We start from the raw sequence: 17115 nt of genomic DNA, 5'->3' as shown, positions 1-17115 counted from the left end.
TTATCTGCTGGGAGAGGATACCCCTTGAAGATATATAAAATATTGAATAACAACGCAGTGGTTGTGAAGGAGGGCGATCAGGAGAAAATTGTGATGGGACCCGGAATTGCTTTTCAGAAGGGGAAAAATGACGTCGTTCCTCTTCAAAAAATAGAGAAAATCTTTGTTGTGCGTGAAGAAAATGAGAAATTCAAACAAATTCTTGCCACATTGCCAGAAGCGCATATTGAGGTGGCAGAGCATATCATCAGTTATGCAGAGGGGAAACTCATGATGCCGCTCAGTGATCACATTCACATATCACTGACTGATCATTTGTCCTTTGCCATTGAACGCCTTCAAAAAGGCATTGTGCTATATAATAAATTGCTTGGTGAGATCAAAGTCTTATATAAGCAGGAATATGAGATTGGAAAGTATGCCATTCGTTATGTAAAGGAGCGGCTTGGGGTTGAACTGCCGGACGATGAGGCAGGATATGTGGCACTTCATATTCATACGGCCAAAATGAATACGGAGTCCATGAAAAAGACCGTGAAATATACAACGATGATTAAAGAAATGATCGAGCATATTGAAAGCTATTTTCAGCATTCAATTGATGAGGATAGTATTTCCTATCAGCGGCTTGTGACACATTTGAGGTATGCATTAGGCAGGTTGGAATCGAATGAGGCATTTCAAATCATGGACGAAGACATGCTGATTTTTATCCAAACAAAGTATGATACGGCGTACCGGTGTGCACTTGGACTCGCTGATTTGTTAAAAGATGAATATGGACTTCATCTCCCTGAATCGGAGATCGGCTACATCACGCTGCATGTCCAGCGTCTGCAGGAAGCCGAATTGGTTTAAAATGATCGTGCCTGCATGCAGGCTTTTTTTTATGCACACTACTCTTATTAGTGTATATGGGTCATTGGATTTGAAAAAAGAGGTTGACGCATGTCACAGTCTTATACTATGATGAAAGCGTCATCAAAAATTGATATCGTGGGATTGTGACTGTCAGGCAGGCAAGACCTAAAATTTGCGTAACGAGGGGACGTGTATGTCCTTTACTCGTTGGTGAATTTTAGGTCTTTTTTGCTTTAAAAAAGGAGGAGACATCATGGATTATCAAAAAACAGCCAAAGAATTAACGAAACTGTTAGGCGGCAAAGAAAATGTCATCAGTGCAACGCATTGTGCAACAAGACTCAGATTGGTGGTGAAAAATGAGGATTTGATTGACAAAGAGGCCATTGAAGAACTTGAAGGTGTGAAAGGGGCTTTCTCAAGTTCAGGGCAATTTCAGGTCATTTTTGGAACGGGATCTGTCAACAAAGTGTATGAACCATTTGCTCGTGAGACTGGTCTTGAGACAGGCGACGAGAATCAAAAGCCTGTCAGCCATGATGAAGCAGTGAAACAAAAAATGAATCCACTTGCGCGTTTTGCAAAGACGCTATCGAATATTTTTGTACCGATCATTCCAGCAATTGTGGCAAGCGGTTTGTTAATGGGTCTCTTAGGCATGATGAAAGCCTTCAAATGGGCTGATCCAAGCTCTGCGATCTTTCAAATGCTTGATATGTTCTCAAGTGCAGCCTTTATCATTTTACCGATTTTAATTGGGGTCAGTGCAGCGAAAGAGTTTGGCGGAAATCCGTATTTAGGGGCTGTCATTGGGGGAATTATGATTCACCCGAATCTGCTTAATCCGTGGGGATTGACGGAAGCAAAACCAGAGTATATGCATTTATTCAATGTTGATATTGCTCTTCTTGGTTACCAAGGGACGGTCATTCCAGTGTTATTGACCGTATATATCATGTGCCTTGTTGAGAAGAATTTAAGAAAAGTCGTTCCGAACAGTATTGATTTACTTGTGACCCCATTTGTGACCGTGATTGTCACTGGATTTGTGACGTTTATTGCAGTTGGACCGCTTGGAAGAATGCTTGGTACAGGAATTTCGAGTGCACTGACATTTATTTATGACCATGCAGGGTTCTTAGCAGGACTCATTTTCGGCGGTGCTTACTCTTTAATTGTGCTCACAGGGGTTCATCATAGCTTCCATGCGATTGAGGCAGGATTGCTGAATGATATTGGGCGTAACTATTTGCTGCCGATCTGGGCTATGTCCAATGTCGCGCAAGGCGGAGCAGGATTGGCTGTCTTTTTCTTAGCCAAGCGTGCAAAAACAAAAGAAATTGCCCTTCCTGCTGCCTTCTCTGCTTTTTTAGGAATTACCGAGCCTGTCATATTCGGTGTAAACCTTCGCTATCGTCAACCATTTATTGCGGCGATGATTGGAGGCGCATTGGGCGGGGCATTCGTCGTTTTCACGAAGGTAGCTGCCAATGCTTATGGTTTAACAGGCATTCCGATGATTGCGATTGCAGCACCATTCGGTATTCAGAATGTGGTCAATTATGTGATTGGTATGTTAATCGCTGTTGCTGTTTCATTTATTCTCACTATCATTTTTAAAGTAAAAGAAGTCGAAAAATAATCAAGGAGTGGTCACAGTCATGACAACAACTGACGCAGCACTTCGTCAAAAGATAGCAGACCGTATTCGAAACTATGAGCATTTGGTTAAAAAGGATGTGTACCGGCAGCATTTTCATTTGATGCCGCCAGTCGGTCTTTTAAATGATCCGAATGGGCTGATTCAGTGGAAAGGAATTTACCACGTCTTTTATCAGTGGCAGCCATTCAAAACGGGGCATGGTGCAAAATTCTGGGGGCATTATACATCGACAGATCTAGTCAATTGGCAGCACGAAGAAGCCGCTCTTGCCCCAAGTGATTGGTTTGATCAAAACGGCTGTTATTCTGGCAGTGCATTTATAGACGATGGGCAGATGCACGTGATGTACACTGGAAACGTTCGGGATGAACAAGGGAACCGTGAGACGTATCAATGTTTAGCTGTTTCGGAAGATGGTATTCACTTTGAGAAAAAAGGTGTCGTGGCAACGCTCCCTGAAGGGTTCACTGCCCATTTTCGAGATCCGAAGGTATGGAAGCGAAATGGCCGGTGGTACATGGTCCTTGGTGCACAAAGCTTAGACCTGAAAGGACACCTTGTCTTATTTACCTCTGATACGTTAAATAATTGGACGTTTCAAGGCACGATTGCAGGCAGCGGAAAGAATGGTTTAGACAATTTCGGCTATATGTGGGAATGTCCAGATCTGTTTGAATTAGACGGCCGGGATGTATTGATCGTGTCACCACAAGGACTAGAGCCAGATGGCTTAAAATATCACAATACACATCAATCAGGCTATTTTGTTGGCACATTGGATGATCACTCGTATCAATATACACACGGAGCGTTTGAGGAACTGGACCGTGGCTTTGACTTCTATGCGCAGCAAACCTTTCTAGACGAATCAGGCAGACGACTTTTAATCGGGTGGATGGGGGTGCCTGATCAAGGAGAAGAGCATCATCCGACAATTTCTTATCAATGGATACACTGCCTCACGATCCCGAGAGAACTCCGTTTAGATGAGGACGGACATCTGATTCAAAAACCAGTAAGTGAACTTCAATCCATGCGGACCAATGAACAAGAGCATGTTTTTCATATTAAACGTTCTGTTCATTCCATCCCTGTAGAGGATATTACGAGCGCAGAGGTTTTCATTGATCAAATTGACACACAAAAAGGGTTTGAATGCTGTATCCGTGCAGCTGCACGTATCATCTATGATAAAGAGGAAGGGAAGCTGACATTAGAGCGGGATCGATTTGAAGATCGATCAAAGGAAGTTCGTGAAGCAGTCATAGAGGAATTACACGACCTTCATATCTTTATCGACTCATCGTCAATTGAGATTTTTGTAAACGGAGGCCGAGAAGTTTTTACTGCACGTTACTTTCCTTCCCCGGGAAATAAATCGATCTCCATCAGTGGCAGAAATGAAACAAAGCTGAAACTGAAGACATGGCATTTACAAAGAGAAGCAAATCGTTGATCCGTATCCTACAAGTGATGATCAGTATGACGTGAAATTGAAAGTAACAGAAACAGCAAGGCATATAAAAAAGGGCGCTTCAGCACCGTCTGCACGATTGATAGAGAAGGTGCCGATGTAGAATTACATTTCTCTATCAGATTATTGAGGTGCGGTATATTGGGGACCCCAATACCGCATCCTCGTTTTCTTTGTTAAATTCCCCGCCCGTTCCGGCTAAAGTACCTCGTCCAAATTTTTAACTTCAATCATATCAGCCCGTTTAAATAGTTCTGCTTCTGATCGATCAGTTTTGAAAACTAACCCCGCCTTCCTCAGGATTAATCGATGTTTTGCCATTATTAGCTGCTTCAGCCAAAGAAAGTCTTGCATCTTATTCCACTGATCATAAGTGGAATTTTTATTTTCATTGTTTTTTTGGATTTTGGACCAATGGCAACCACGACGTCTGCATCCCCTCGCCATTAATTCCATTATATTTTCTTGATAACTATCAGTTAAAACGATTTTCCCCCGTTTGCTTCACTGTTCGTTTTACTTTATCATGCTGTTCTTTATAAAAAAGGTTTACTTTATTAATTATGAGTGATAACATACATTTAAATTATTAGTAATGAATATTACTTTTATATAAAATAAAGTAATTTTTATTACATAGGATAAATCATATAAACTTTTTTATGATGAGGGGTGCTCTGTCTCTAAAATGAAAGTTGTCAAAGATAGGGGTTGTGTCATTCATTTCATTTTTGAAAGCGCTATCTTATTGGTGTATGTTGGTCAGTGATTTAGCACCAGTGGTTGGATGTTATCAATGCATGTAAAGAAGTGCTATTGCAAACAATTAAAAAAATTAATCTATTAAATCAAAATGAAGTTAAGGGGTGTATTTGCATGGGAGTATGGAATTTTAAAGGCGGTTCTATTTGGTCAGAAAAGGGGTTCATTCCAAATAAGTCTACAAGCATAACAGTTACTCATGAGAATGATAGGGATATTCATTTATCTGAATCTAGCGTAATTGTACCGGGACTAGTAGATTTTCATTGTCATGTATGGGCACCTGGAGCAGAGATTGGTGTAACAGATAAACAATATCTTTCCTCAGGAGTAACTACAGTTGGGGACGCAGGTACTTTTGGCTATGACGGATGGGAGGAAGCAAATCGTTATTGGGAAAACAGCCCGTTAACAGTTCGTTCTTGGTTATCAGCTTTACCAGAAGGGCTAACAAATCACCCCAATCCTAACCCAACCAAGCCAGAAAGTATTTCGTTGGATCGAATTGTTGAAGTTGCATCTTTAGCTAATGATTGTTTATTAGGAATTAAGATTCGCTTAGGTCAGGTGGACAAAACGACTGACCGGTCTTTATTACGCTTAGCAAGAGAAGCAGCCGATCGAACTGATTTACGAATGATGGTTCATTTAACTGAAACTCAACTAGATATTGAAGAGGTAACACAATATTTTAATAAAGGGGACATTCTCACTCATCCATTTCAAGGAAGGGATGGAAACGTGTTGAATACTGCCGGGAAGGTAAAAAAAGAATTTCTAGCTGCAGTAGAAAGAGGAATAGTATTAGATATCGGTCACGGTAGAAAACACTTTAATTGGAATGTTTTTTATAAATGCTTAGCTGAGGGAATTAAACCAGATACGATCAGTACAGATTTAACAAGCGCGTCATGGAGAAAATACCCTGTTTATAACATGAGCTACATCATTTCTAAAATGATTGTAGGTGGACTGTCTCTTGATGAAGCTTTTAGAGCAGTTCTGGTAACAGCTCCTAAATTGTTAGGAATTGATGATTTTAATTTTACTCCAAATCACCTTGTGGTACTAGATTCTACTTCTACTGAGACTGCTTTTCCCGATGTAGATGGAGAAACGGTGTTAGGTAACATTAACTATCAACCGAAACATGTAATTTTTAACGGTAAACCAGACCTTGAGAGCAATTTCAGTTGAAAATAAACGTTTTTGACACGATGAAAGAAAGTTTTCATTTTGTTCGCTGTCTTGAGGAAACAACAGAAGAGTAAATGGAGATACTCTTACACATCTTACAGAACCGTAAGAGTATCTCTTTATTTTCAACTTAATGTAAGCGTTATCAAAATTTCTTTTTATTATTTTAAAAGGAGGAATTTGAATGGAAAATTCTCAATTGAATTTCGAAAAGAAGACGATTCGAAAGGTGACAAGAAGAATTATCCCTTTACTATTTTTACTCTATATTATTTCTTATCTAGACAGGGCAAATGTGGGATATGCTGCATTGGAAATGAACGAAGCATTAGGACTAACAAGTAAAATGTTTGGTCTTGTGACAGGTATTTTTTTTATTGGTTATTTTCTCTTTGAAGTACCAAGTAATATTTTAATGCAAAAATTTGGGGCAAGAGTTTGGATTACTAGGATTCTCTTTACTTGGGGAATTATTTCTATGGCAACTGGGTTTGCTCAGAATGCTACCCAGCTTTATATTATTCGATTCCTTCTTGGAATAGCAGAAGCAGGTCTATTTCCTGGCATTATTCTATACCTTACTTATTGGTTCCGAGCTAAAGAAAGAGCAAGTACAATTGCGATGTTTATGACAGCAATCGCAGTTTCTTATATTATTGGAGCTCCCGTTTCTACCTTAATTATTGATCATATTCATTGGATGAATGTACCTGGATGGCGTTGGATGTTTATTATCGAAGGCGCCCCTGCTGTTATTTTAGGGTTTGTTACATATTTCTACTTAACAGACCGGCCAGAACAAGCAAAGTGGTTAACAGCTGAAGAAAAAAATTGGTTGATGTCAGAATTAAGAAAGGACGAGGAGCTAAGAGAAAAGCAAGGCCGACAAGCCTCTAGTCATAAGATGGCCTTGACTGATCCTAAACTGTGGTACCTCGCCTTAATTTACTTTGTATATACTGCAGGTACACTGGGCGTTGGTTATTGGATGCCCCAAATTATTAAAGGGTTATCTAGCTATTTATCAAACACCCAGATCGGCTTCATTGCTACAATCCCTTACATTATTGCTTCAATCGTCATGAATTACTGGTCAAGACGCTCAGATCGCACTGGTGAAAGACGTATGCACACAGCTTTACCGTTACTCGTAGCTGGTTTAACGTTACTCAGTGTAGGAATGGTGTCCAATCCATTTATTGCAATGATTTTTATCACTATTTCATTGGCAGCCATGTATTGTTTTAAAGGTCCTTTTTGGTCATTACCTACTATGATATTGAGTCCAGCCACAGTAGCTGTTGGAATTGCAGTCATTAATTCAATTGGAAATCTAGGAGGTTTTGTTGGCCCTTATGCAGTTGGGTGGCTAAAAGATGCTACAGGAAAAATGCAGGCCGGTTTGATTTTCTTAAGTATGATTTTAATAATAGCTTTCCTATTAGTATTAGCTATGAAATTTGAGCAAAGAAGAACTCCCTTAAAGAGTCAGAAGGAAATAGGGGAAATCCGACTTGAAAAATAATTTCTCTACAATTTAAGCAGATCAATGATCTGCTTTTTTCTAGTGAGATTAGCCTGTATCTTAGAGCCTATAGCGTGTATATACAAGGTTGGCCTAAAGCGGTTTGATGACGTTTTACATATATGATAACAGGTGGAATTATGGTATCATTTTAAAATATATACAGCTGAGGCTGACGTTTATCCAAATGCGGTAGGACGAAAAAAGGGGTTGTTTACTTGAATTCAAAACAGCAGCCGACGACTAGAAAACGCTTGGAGACAATGGCAGATCATGTTGAAGATAAACGTGAAGAATATAAAGAATTGCTCATTCAAGTTCAATCTATTCTCGGTGAACCTTCTTTAGAGCAGGAAGAAGTGAAAGAGAAGCTGTCAGATACGTATAAACAAATGAAAGAATATGCTTTATTTGTTGAATCCATTGAAGCCTTTATTCGAAAAATGGCGAAAGAGTCCGATCAGCAAAAATAGGCATTCATGTATGGATAAAAGAGTGTACCTGCTTGCGGGTACGCTTTTTTGTATTCTGACTGATTATTCAGAAATTTAAATGAAAGCGTTGACATTTATATTGTCATGATCAATAATAAATAAAAAATTCATCTGAGCATGTACAGGAGGAACGATATGAACCATACAACCAAGAAATGCCTGATCACCTTTATGATTGTCCTATTTTCTATGAGTTTTCTTTTTCCTTCCGTTTCTTCTGCCCGAAATCATACGTCGTATGCTGCATCAACTGCTTCAGTCCCATCTGGTCAATATTATCGTTCACAAGAGGTAGCTCTGCATTCTCACGTTCAAAAAGCTTCTCTTTATTACACAACAGATGGCAGCCAGCCGACAACTCAAAGTCAGTTATACAAAAAGCCCATTCATATCGAAACTGATACGACTTTGAAAGTAAGCGTTTACAAGAAAAACCGCCGCCTTTCCACGTCTACGTACAATTATCGCTTTGTCACACGAGAGGACATTGCATCATCTTTTTTATCTTTCGAATACAAAGGAATGCCTTATCGGCTGTATATTCCAAAAAACCATAAAAGGGGTAAAGCCTATCCTCTCGTCCTATTCTTACATGGAGGCGGGGAGAGGGGAACAGACAATCAAAAGCAGTTACTTGCGAATGATGGTGCAGTTTTATGGGCTTCTCCTGAAGTCCAAAAGAAACATCCTTCGTACGTACTTGCACCTCAGGCGCGAGATGCTGTCGATGGAGGCTTTGCTTTAACAAGAAATTTGCAAAATGAAATTGATCTCACGAACGTGTTTCAATTTTCACCAGATTTACACAAAGCTTATGATGTCCTTCAGCATGTGTTAACTTCTTATCAGATTGATCAGAAAAGAATTTATGCGACGGGTTTATCACAAGGTGGATTTGGCACGTACCAGTTGAACATCACATATCCTCGTCTGTTTGCAGCAATGATTCCTATTGCGGGGGGAGCAGATCCAAGCAAGGCAGGAATTTTAGCAAACAAGCCAATATGGGCATTTCATGCAGAAGATGATTCCATTATCCCTATCAGCTATGCAAGAAATACAATTCAAGCTATTCAAAAAGCTGGCGGCCAGCCGCTTTATACGGAGTATGCTAGTAAGTATGGATATGACCATGCATCATGGACGCCTGCTTATGAGACGCCAGGCTTAACAGATTGTCTGTTTGCACAGAGACGAAGCTTTCGATAAACAAAAACCGATTCACCTCCTAACAAGGCGAATCGGTTTTTTTCTGTTTTATTTGTCAAAACGATGAGCAGAATGCTTTGTTGGTCCGATGTATTCGTTTAGCTGGAAAGAGCCTTTAATGGCAGCCGTGATGAATTCTTTTGCTGCATAAATGGCTTCTTTCACGTCTGATCCATTCGCTAGTTCAGCTGTGACTGCTGCTGAGAATGTGCAGCCTGCGCCGTGTGTGTATTCTGTGTCGATTTTATCTGTTTCAAGGCGCTCGAAGGTTTGTCCATCATAAAGTAAATCGATGGCTTTGTCTTCGCTGAGCTTACCGCCTCCAGTGATAACCACATACTTTGCACCAAGTTCGTGAATGCGTTTTGCTGCTTCTTCCATTTGTTCGATCGTTTTAATCTCGCCGATTCCGCTTAATTGACCTGCTTCGAAAAGGTTAGGTGTGATAACGGTTGCCAGTGGCGTGAGCTTTTCACGCAGTGCTTCCGCGTGCTCTGGGTAAAGGACTTCGTTCGCACCCTTACAAACCATGACAGGATCAATGACGACATTTTTTAGGTCATATGTTTTGATGGTGTCAGCTGCAAGCTCGATCACGTCGACGGTAGGAAGCATACCCGTTTTCAGTGCATCTACACCAATGCCTTCTACAATGGTAGAGAGCTGCGCGCGAATTGTCGCCGTATCAATTGGAAACACCTGATGATCCCAATGATTATGTGGGTCCATTGCAACGACAACGGTTAAAGCTGTCATCCCGTAGACGTTTTTTTCTTGAAACGTTTTTAAATCTGCTTGGATACCTGCACCGCCGCTTGAATCCGAACCTGCGATGGTGAGTGCTTTATTCATAGACATAGTTGCTGAACCTCCAATGTGATGTGTAACAGTTATTGTTCTATCCCTTATTATAATCAGCTTTTCCGTTTATCACAATGAAACGGTATAAAAAAGCGTTCCTCTCTTCGGAACGCCTCTCTTTCTTACCTTTTACAAATCACCAATTTCCCTTTTTTCAGCTCGTCTAAAAGGGTTAAGGCTAACTCTTGATCGGCCCCAGTTGACATCATTTTGGCCATCAGTTCATCAACCCGGGTGCGAATGACATTGGCGACTTGATCCAAAATTCCTTGATCGACCGCTGTCATGCTTTTGGCGTCTGTGTACTCTGTTACGGTATCAGAGCGTTCTGGGTCGTAGGCAAAAACAAAAACAGCGTCCTTTGATGATCCCGATGAATGAATGTGGTCAATGGTCTGTTTTGCTTCTTTACTATTCTCCACCGTGATATATTCCATCATCATCACTCCTTTTCATCAAAAATTCCCATTTTCCCATCAAATCAAACCGCCTTTTATATCATGAGAAGAAAGTCAATTTATGTTTTAATGGAAAAAGACGAATCTATTAAAGGAGTAAGCTGCATATGAAGATTTCCTTATTAATTGTGACACATAACCGGCTCAGCGCACTGTGTGAGCTGCTTGAATCCATTACAAGACAAACCGTACAGCCTTTTGAAATTGTTGTCGTCAATGATGCAGGAGAGCGAGTCGACATCATTCGGGAACTTTACCCTGAGCTTCCGATCCGCTTGATTCATTTAGATGAGAATGTCCAGCATGTAAATGCCAGAAATGTGGGGGTGCGGGAGCTGACAGGCGACGTCATCATGCTGAGTGACGACGATGATTACTTCACACCTTGTCATATCGAACGCATGAGCAAGGCGCTGGAGGATGCCGATTTTGTCTTTTCTGATGCAGAAATTGTATCATTTGAAGAAAAAGGCGCGACCCGTTTTCCGCTGTCGAGACGTCTGTTTGCTTATACAGCAGATATTGAGGATATGCGTGTCTTTTCTACATATGTTCCTTCGGGCAGTATGTACAAACGCTGTATACACGATGAGATAGGCTATTTTGATCCAGCGATGCATCATTATTGGGACTGGGACTTCTTTTTGCGTGTATCACAGCATGCCCGAGTGAAACGAGTGCCAGCTGCGAGCGTGATCTATGCGTTTTTTGACGGCGGTGGAAATCAGTCTAGTGATCTTGGTGAAACAAGGAAAAACTATTTAGATGATTTAAGTGAAAAGCATGAACTGGGCGATCTGCCGACAGCGAACTTTGCTATATTATTAGAAGAACCGGCGATGAAAAAAAGAGAATCAGAGAGTGAGATTGTGTGGGATGGAAAACCGATGATCTCCAGACTAGCACAGCAAGTAGAAGGAGGAAAACCGCAATGAAGCCATTTTTAAATGATAGCTGGTGGGCTGTGATGAAAAGTGAATTTGATCAGCCGTATTATCAGGAATTACGTGAATGGATGAAGGAAGAATATCGCACGCAGACCGTTTTTCCAAAACCAGATGACGTGTATCGTGCTCTTCATTTGACGTCATATGAAAAGGTCAAAGTGGTGATTTTAGGACAAGACCCTTATCATGGCCCAGGGCAGGCACATGGATTAAGCTTTTCTGTTCAGCCGGGCGTCAAACATCCGCCATCTTTGAGAAATATTTTTCAGGAGCTAAAAGATGATCTTGGCTGTCCTGTTCCAAACCACGGCTCACTTGTCAGCTGGGCAGAGCAGGGTGTTCTGCTGTTAAACACTGTGCTGACTGTGAGAAAAGGCGAGGCGAATTCTCATAAAGGCAAGGGCTGGGAACGTGTGACAGACCGCGTGATTGATGTGCTGAATCAGCGTGAACAGCCGGTCGTTTTTGTGTTATGGGGAAGACATGCTCAAAACAAGAAAGAACGCATTGATCAAAACAAGCATTTCATCATTGAGTCACCTCATCCAAGTCCTTTTTCTGCAAGAAACGGCTTTTTTGGCAGCCGGCCGTTTTCAAAGGTAAACGCGTATTTAAAGCAAATGGGGATTGAAGAAATCAATTGGTGTATCAAGGATATTGAATGAAAATAGGACGAGGGGAGAGACCCTTCGTCCTGTTTATTTTAAAAATTTACGAACCAAGTCGAGTCCGTTTTTCGCATTTGGATAACGGAAGGAAAAATCGAAGCGATTGGTTTGCCGCAGGACGCTTTTTTCATGCGTAAAAGTAAAGAAGCTGTCCTTCCCGTGATATCGCCCCATGCCGCTTTCGCCGACGCCTCCGAATGGCAGGTAAGGTGTAGCGACATGCATAAGCGTGTCATTGATACATCCTCCGCCAAATGAGAGGTTGTCTAGAATATAGGTTTCTGTTTCTTTATTTGTTGTAAATAAGTAAAGCGCAAGCGGCTTTGGCCTTGCTTTGATCATATGAACTGCCTCATGCAGAGAATCAAAGGTCATGACAGGCAAAATCGGTCCGAAAATTTCCTCCTGCATGACGGGATCATCCCATGTGATGTGGTCTAAAATGGTCGGAGCGATTTTGAGCTCCTGTTCATTGCGCTGTCCACCTGTGACGATCGTTCCATTTGAGAGAAATTGTGTAAGCCTGTCAAAATGACGCTGACTGACATTTTTTCCAAAGTGCGGATGCGTTTCGGGATGTTCACCATAAAAGTCACGGATACAGGCTGTCATTTCTCGTAAAAGTTCCTCTTTGATGGATTCATGAACGAGCAAATAGTCTGGTGCAATGCAGGTTTGCCCTGCATTGGTGAATTTTCCAAAGGTGATCCGCTTCGCTGCTAATTTGATGTCGGCATCAGGCATGACGATGCTGGGACTTTTTCCGCCAAGCTCAAGTGTGACAGGGGTCAAATGTTTTGCGGCGGCTTCCATGACGACTTTGCCAACTGCTACACTTCCAGTAAAGAAGATATAATCAAAGGGCAGTTTCAGCAGTTCTGTACTGACTTCAACACCGCCCTCTACGACAGCCGCATGGTCTTCTTGAAATACATGTTTGATGATAGTGCTGATCACTTGTGAGACTGCCGGCGTCAGCTCAGACGGCTTTAAAATCACAGCATTTCCCGCAGAAATCGCGCCGACTAATGGAGAAAGGGCCAATTGGAAAGGATAGTTCCAAGGAGCAATGATGAGCACACTTCCATAGGGTTCCTTGATGATCATGCTTTTTGATCCGATATGAGTCAGCGGTGTTTTCACGCGAGTTGGCTTCGCCCATTTGTGAAGGTGCTTGAGGGTATGATTGATTTCTTCATACACTATCCCGACCTCTGTTGTATAGGCTTCCAGTTCGGATTTATGTAAATCATGGGCTAAGGCCTGTAAAATATCCTTTTCATGCTGTTTGATTGCTGCTTTTAAGTCTTGAAGAATGCGGATGCGTTCTTGAACCGCCGGCTTCTGAAAGACTTTTTGTTTCTGAAATAGAGCAGTGAGCTTGTCCATTATTCAATCCTTTCATAGACGATGTTGTTTCTTTTATTATGTGTGAATGAAGATGACGGGTCAAATAAGAGAGTCGTGAGCGCACTGCTTTGAAAAAATGAACCCATTTGGTTTGTTCATTTGGTAAAATAATGTTGAAAAGAGATTTTTTTAGATTGGAGGGTCTACCCTTGAATATTCATATATCAAGCCTGCTTCAAAAAATGGAGGAAGCGGTCCAAAAAGCAAAACAAAGTGGAAATGATGAAGAGGTGAAACGTCAAGTGGCGGCCATTTCTTCACTATGTGATGTCATTCTCGACGCACCATCACAGGTGCAAATGCCGCAGTCGCCGGTCATTTCACCACCTTCATCGATACATACACCATCAGCACCATCTGTGTCTGCAGATCAAGCCATGCTGGAGAAACTCATGGGCACAAGTGGCGCGAAGAAATTTCAGCAAAATGATGAGGGTCAAAAAGAGAAGGACGGGAACGGCGACTCTATTTTTGATTTTTAATGGTCTTGTCACGACAAAGGGAAGGTGATCGGTTTGAAACTATTTTTGGGCGCCATTCAGTGGATGGCATTTTTTATCGCAGCTTCTATTGCCGTACCAATTGCGATTGCACAAGCATTTGAATTGAACCAAGTGCAATCGGCGGAGCTGATTCAAAGTACTTTCTTTTCACTTGGTCTTGTTGCAATGGTGCAGTGTTTATGCGGCCATATGCTGCCGATTAATGAAAGTCCAGCAGGGCTTTGGTGGGGTGTGTATACCCTTTATGCCGGCATGACAGGTACAATCTTTGCGACGTATCCTGAAACCCTGCAAGCATTACAAGGGGCTTTAATTTTTAGTGCTGTTTTCTTTTTTATTTTTAGTCTATTTAAAATCATCAATTGGCTCGCGTCTTTATTTACGCCAGTCGTCACAGGCATTTACCTGCTGCTGCTTGTTGTGCAGCTAAGTCAGCCAATTATGAAAGGGCTGATGGGCATCGGCTATCGGGGAAATCAAGTAGATGGGCTTGTCTTTTGCTTATCGATCTTGATTATTATCCTTACCTTCATGATCAGCCGCTCAAAATGGCATTATTTAAGACAGTTTTCTGTGTTATTCGCACTTGCAGGCGGATGGCTGTTATTCGCTCTACTCGGATTGGCGAAGCCGGTCCGAATTCCAGAACAAATCATCGAGTTTCCGAAGCTGTTTCCATTCGGTATGCCGGTCTTTGACAGTGGATTGCTTGTCACGTCCTTTTTTATAACGATTTTACTCATTGTGAACATGCTGGCAAGTATTCGAATTGTGGAAAGCTCAGTGAAGGCATTTGGTGAACTGCGTGAGCGGAAAAGAGCACGCCCTGCCGGTTTTGTCGCAGCATTTGGTCATTTATTAAGCGGGCTCATCGGGGCGATTGCGCCTGTACCTATTTCTGGGGCAGCCGGATTTATCCAGACAACCAAAATTCCTTCGAGAAAGCCTTTTTTCATAGGAAGTCTGCTTGTTGTTCTCATTAGTTTGTTTCCTCTGCTCATGAGCTTTTTCTCTGCATTGCCATCCCCTGTGGGGCTTGCTGTAAACTTTGTGGTCTTCTCTTCTATGATTGGGATTGCGATGTCGGAGTTTGATCAGTATGAGAAAGAAGAAATTCCGCGGATTCGCTTTGTTCTAGGGATTGCTGTTTTAGCAGGCGTAGGGGCGATGTTTGTGCCTCAGGGAGCCTTGAAAGGGATGCACCCTGTGCTCATTTCATTATTAAGCAACGGTCTTGTTCTAGGCACACTCATTGCGATCGTGGTCGATCAGGTCTTGTTACGAAAGAAAAAGAAATCCGACAATCTCGTGTCAACGTAAAGGGAAAGTTGAATGTCGCCCTTCACCCGCGCTATGATAAATATAATTGACGAGATAAGGAGAATGACGAATGAAACTATTTTTCATTTTAGGTGCCATTAACGCCATGCTTGCTGTTGGACTTGGAGCCTTTGGTGCGCACGGTCTAGAAGGGAAAATCCCTGAAAAATATATAGAAATATGGAATAAAGGTGTTCAATATCAGATGTTCCATGCGATAGGACTATTTATTGTCGCCTTTCTTGCAGATAAGCTATCAGGTGTTTCCCTAGTTCCAACCGCTGGCTGGGTGATGCTTGCAGGCATCCTTTTCTTCTCAGGAAGCCTTTATGTGCTGGCATTAACGCAGGTGAAGATTCTAGGTGCCATTACTCCTATTGGCGGAGTAGCATTTATCGCCTCTTGGATCATGCTTGTCATTGCAGCAGCAAAAAATTTATAAGCCAATAAACCGATGCTCTCATAGGGGCATCGGTTTTTTTCTTAACTCCAGTAAGGGGTATAGTTGGGCGGTGCTTGATAATATGGGACGTAGTGAGATGGAGGGACAGGATGCGTTTGAGACTCTTCCTCCCGGTGGCAAAATGGTCCGATAAACACACTTGGTTTCACAGGCTTTATCGCCTGCTTCCACTGTGTTTCGTTCATGCAATAAGTATGGGCCATGATGTGAGAAGGGGTGAGGGTGAGAAGGTCTGAGCCTAGGATCACTTCAGGTGTAGATGCGTTAAAAATGGCTAACAAATGAGTTCTGTCTTGGAGAGCGACTTCATAGTGCCACCAGCCTTGAGGCACGTTTGCCACCTGTCCAGGTGTGATGGTGTAGGTGTGCAGTTTTTTTGTAAATGGATTCAGCATCGATACGGCAGCAGAACCGGCTATACAATAAACAAGCTCTGCCGCATTTTGATGATAATGAGGCTCTACGACTTTGCTTTTACTCAAATATATATCCAGCAGGGACACTTGATCCAACGAGTTTAATTGTTTTTTTCCTAACACATTAATCAGGTTATGCTGATCGAATTTCACAAGGGGGCTTTGATTCAGATCGTATGAAAATTTGACATTTGGTGATGTATAATCCAGCTCAACAGTCATTGATGTCACCTCTAGGCTTTTGATAAAAACTACTAGGCATCTTATGAGCAGCGCACCAGAGGTGTGACAAAAACCTAGACAAAAGAAAAAAGCAAGGGCACCTGAGCCTTGCTTTTGCCATGATTGACGTTATCTCGGAGAATATGTTGACATCGAATAAGGATAATCATATTGAATTTCTCCATCAAACGTAATGTAATCAAGATAGATTGTTAATAGTAAGTATCGTGTTCCTGTCTTATTATCACTAATGATAATGTGGTCACGCCCTGCAGCTTCTATGACGCCTCTAAAAATCTTCGAATTCCATTCCTTACTCGCCTCAAACGTCATATAAATCGTGGCTACCTTGCCGCGGTTCAATCGTAAAATATTTTCAATATAGGACTGCTCAATAGGCAGCTGTCCTGTGACATTCTGCTGATAAACCGGTCCAGAAGGAATTTGATAGGGCTGACCGCCGCCCTGCGTTCCTTGGCCTCCTTGTGAAGTACCGGTAGACGGCATTGGTGAAAACCCCTGCTGCATTTGACCCTGCGTTTGGGGAGGGACTGAATAACCCATCTGCTGCGCAGGATACGGATTTGCTCCATATTGTTGCTGGCGGAAATCTTGACCTTCGAAACCCGAACCTTGCCCAAATTGATTTTTCAATTTCATAA

The 17115-nt window shown here is 41.9% G+C and carries 17 protein-coding genes; 12 read left to right on the top strand and 5 right to left on the bottom strand.

Annotated features, from left to right (window positions below; genetic code table 11):
- Positions 1–24: 24 nt before the first annotated feature.
- The 7 genes from MHI08_RS17360 to MHI08_RS17330 all read left to right on the top strand — a co-directional run bounded on the left by MHI08_RS17360 (position 25) and on the right by MHI08_RS17330 (position 9185).
- The gene (locus tag MHI08_RS17360; protein WP_024423828.1) at positions 25–858 is read left to right on the top strand and encodes a PRD domain-containing protein; all 834 of its coding nucleotides are present in this window, start codon (positions 25–27) and stop codon (positions 856–858) included.
- 256 nt (positions 859–1114) lie between these two features.
- Positions 1115–2503 carry a sucrose-specific PTS transporter subunit IIBC gene (locus MHI08_RS17355; RefSeq protein ID WP_224426825.1) on the top strand — a complete coding sequence of 463 codons (1389 nt, stop codon included), beginning with the start codon at positions 1115–1117 and terminating at the stop codon, positions 2501–2503.
- A gap of 19 nt (positions 2504–2522) precedes the next feature.
- The gene (locus MHI08_RS17350; protein WP_339240452.1) at positions 2523–3980 is read left to right on the top strand and encodes a sucrose-6-phosphate hydrolase; all 1458 of its coding nucleotides are present in this window, start codon (positions 2523–2525) and stop codon (positions 3978–3980) included.
- An 894-nt stretch (positions 3981–4874) separates the two neighbouring features.
- A complete protein-coding gene (locus MHI08_RS17345) occupies positions 4875–5957 on the top strand; it encodes an amidohydrolase family protein (RefSeq protein ID WP_342499815.1) in 1083 nt (360 codons plus the stop codon).
- Between the two features lie 184 nt (positions 5958–6141).
- Positions 6142–7482 (top strand): MFS transporter, encoded by a 1341-nt coding sequence (locus tag MHI08_RS17340; protein WP_342499814.1) that lies wholly within the window; start codon positions 6142–6144, stop codon positions 7480–7482.
- Between the two features lie 218 nt (positions 7483–7700).
- On the top strand, positions 7701–7955 hold the full coding sequence (locus MHI08_RS17335) for a hypothetical protein (RefSeq protein WP_024423823.1): 255 nt from the start codon (positions 7701–7703) through the stop codon (positions 7953–7955).
- Between the two features lie 156 nt (positions 7956–8111).
- Positions 8112–9185, top strand: coding sequence for a chitobiase/beta-hexosaminidase C-terminal domain-containing protein (locus tag MHI08_RS17330; RefSeq protein WP_342499813.1), 1074 nt, complete (start codon positions 8112–8114; stop codon positions 9183–9185).
- Positions 9186–9233: 48 nt separating this feature from the next.
- Here the strand turns inward: MHI08_RS17330 and MHI08_RS17325 are convergent, their stop codons facing one another.
- Entirely contained in the window at positions 9234–10043 is an 810-nt protein-coding gene (locus MHI08_RS17325; RefSeq protein ID WP_024426411.1) for a bifunctional hydroxymethylpyrimidine kinase/phosphomethylpyrimidine kinase, read from the bottom strand.
- Positions 10044–10168: 125 nt separating this feature from the next.
- On the bottom strand, positions 10169–10483 hold the full coding sequence (locus MHI08_RS17320; protein ID WP_342499812.1) for a general stress protein: 315 nt from the start codon (positions 10481–10483) through the stop codon (positions 10169–10171).
- A 128-nt stretch (positions 10484–10611) separates the two neighbouring features.
- Between MHI08_RS17320 and MHI08_RS17315 the strand changes: the two genes are divergently transcribed.
- Together MHI08_RS17315 and MHI08_RS17310 are read left to right on the top strand one after the other, a co-directional pair.
- The gene (locus tag MHI08_RS17315; RefSeq protein WP_024426409.1) at positions 10612–11439 is read left to right on the top strand and encodes a glycosyltransferase family 2 protein; all 828 of its coding nucleotides are present in this window, start codon (positions 10612–10614) and stop codon (positions 11437–11439) included.
- The gene (locus MHI08_RS17310; RefSeq protein ID WP_342499811.1) at positions 11436–12116 is read left to right on the top strand and encodes a uracil-DNA glycosylase; all 681 of its coding nucleotides are present in this window, start codon (positions 11436–11438) and stop codon (positions 12114–12116) included. The genes MHI08_RS17315 and MHI08_RS17310 overlap by 4 nt, the downstream gene beginning before the upstream one ends.
- 33 nt (positions 12117–12149) lie before the next feature.
- Here the strand turns inward: MHI08_RS17310 and MHI08_RS17305 are convergent, their stop codons facing one another.
- Positions 12150–13508 carry an aldehyde dehydrogenase gene (locus MHI08_RS17305; protein ID WP_342499810.1) on the bottom strand — a complete coding sequence of 453 codons (1359 nt, stop codon included), beginning with the start codon at positions 13506–13508 and terminating at the stop codon, positions 12150–12152.
- Between the two features lie 170 nt (positions 13509–13678).
- Here MHI08_RS17305 and MHI08_RS17300 point away from each other — a divergent pair, with 170 nt between their 5' ends.
- The 3 genes from MHI08_RS17300 to MHI08_RS17290 all read left to right on the top strand — a co-directional run bounded on the left by MHI08_RS17300 (position 13679) and on the right by MHI08_RS17290 (position 15794).
- On the top strand, positions 13679–14011 hold the full coding sequence (locus tag MHI08_RS17300) for a YwdI family protein (protein ID WP_024423816.1): 333 nt from the start codon (positions 13679–13681) through the stop codon (positions 14009–14011).
- Positions 14012–14044: 33 nt separating this feature from the next.
- On the top strand, positions 14045–15352 hold the full coding sequence (locus MHI08_RS17295) for a purine/pyrimidine permease (protein WP_024426406.1): 1308 nt from the start codon (positions 14045–14047) through the stop codon (positions 15350–15352).
- Positions 15353–15422: 70 nt separating this feature from the next.
- Entirely contained in the window at positions 15423–15794 is a 372-nt protein-coding gene (locus MHI08_RS17290) for a DUF423 domain-containing protein (RefSeq protein ID WP_003215282.1), read from the top strand.
- Positions 15795–15835: 41 nt separating this feature from the next.
- Here MHI08_RS17290 and MHI08_RS17285 read toward each other — a convergent pair whose 3' ends face one another.
- Both MHI08_RS17285 and gerQ read right to left on the bottom strand, forming a co-directional pair.
- Positions 15836–16453 carry a cupin domain-containing protein gene (locus tag MHI08_RS17285; RefSeq protein ID WP_024423814.1) on the bottom strand — a complete coding sequence of 206 codons (618 nt, stop codon included), beginning with the start codon at positions 16451–16453 and terminating at the stop codon, positions 15836–15838.
- Between the two features lie 129 nt (positions 16454–16582).
- Entirely contained in the window at positions 16583–17113 is a 531-nt protein-coding gene (gene gerQ, locus MHI08_RS17280) for a spore coat protein GerQ (protein ID WP_024426405.1), read from the bottom strand.
- Positions 17114–17115 lie beyond the last annotated feature (2 nt).

The organism is Bacillus sp. FSL M7-0791, assembly GCF_038627085.1.
Classification (GTDB): Bacteria; Bacillota; Bacilli; order Bacillales; family Bacillaceae; genus Bacillus; species Bacillus safensis.
This window is presented reverse-complemented; position numbering and strand designations above follow the sequence as displayed.

Coding starts and splice junctions, on each gene's coding strand:
- MHI08_RS17355 (WP_224426825.1), top strand. CDS start 1,115: ATGGATTATCAAAAAACAGCCAAAGAATTAACGAAACTGTTAGGCGGC.
- MHI08_RS17285 (WP_024423814.1), bottom strand. CDS start 16,453: ATGACTGTTGAGCTGGATTATACATCACCAAATGTCAAATTTTCATAC.
- MHI08_RS17290 (WP_003215282.1), top strand. CDS start 15,423: ATGAAACTATTTTTCATTTTAGGTGCCATTAACGCCATGCTTGCTGTT.
- MHI08_RS17305 (WP_342499810.1), bottom strand. CDS start 13,508: ATGGACAAGCTCACTGCTCTATTTCAGAAACAAAAAGTCTTTCAGAAG.
- MHI08_RS17330 (WP_342499813.1), top strand. CDS start 8,112: ATGAACCATACAACCAAGAAATGCCTGATCACCTTTATGATTGTCCTA.
- MHI08_RS17320 (WP_342499812.1), bottom strand. CDS start 10,483: ATGGAATATATCACGGTGGAGAATAGTAAAGAAGCAAAACAGACCATT.
- MHI08_RS17350 (WP_339240452.1), top strand. CDS start 2,523: ATGACAACAACTGACGCAGCACTTCGTCAAAAGATAGCAGACCGTATT.
- MHI08_RS17315 (WP_024426409.1), top strand. CDS start 10,612: ATGAAGATTTCCTTATTAATTGTGACACATAACCGGCTCAGCGCACTG.
- MHI08_RS17345 (WP_342499815.1), top strand. CDS start 4,875: ATGGGAGTATGGAATTTTAAAGGCGGTTCTATTTGGTCAGAAAAGGGG.
- gerQ (WP_024426405.1), bottom strand. CDS start 17,113: ATGAAATTGAAAAATCAATTTGGGCAAGGTTCGGGTTTCGAAGGTCAA.
- MHI08_RS17340 (WP_342499814.1), top strand. CDS start 6,142: ATGGAAAATTCTCAATTGAATTTCGAAAAGAAGACGATTCGAAAGGTG.
- MHI08_RS17310 (WP_342499811.1), top strand. CDS start 11,436: ATGAAGCCATTTTTAAATGATAGCTGGTGGGCTGTGATGAAAAGTGAA.
- MHI08_RS17325 (WP_024426411.1), bottom strand. CDS start 10,043: ATGTCTATGAATAAAGCACTCACCATCGCAGGTTCGGATTCAAGCGGC.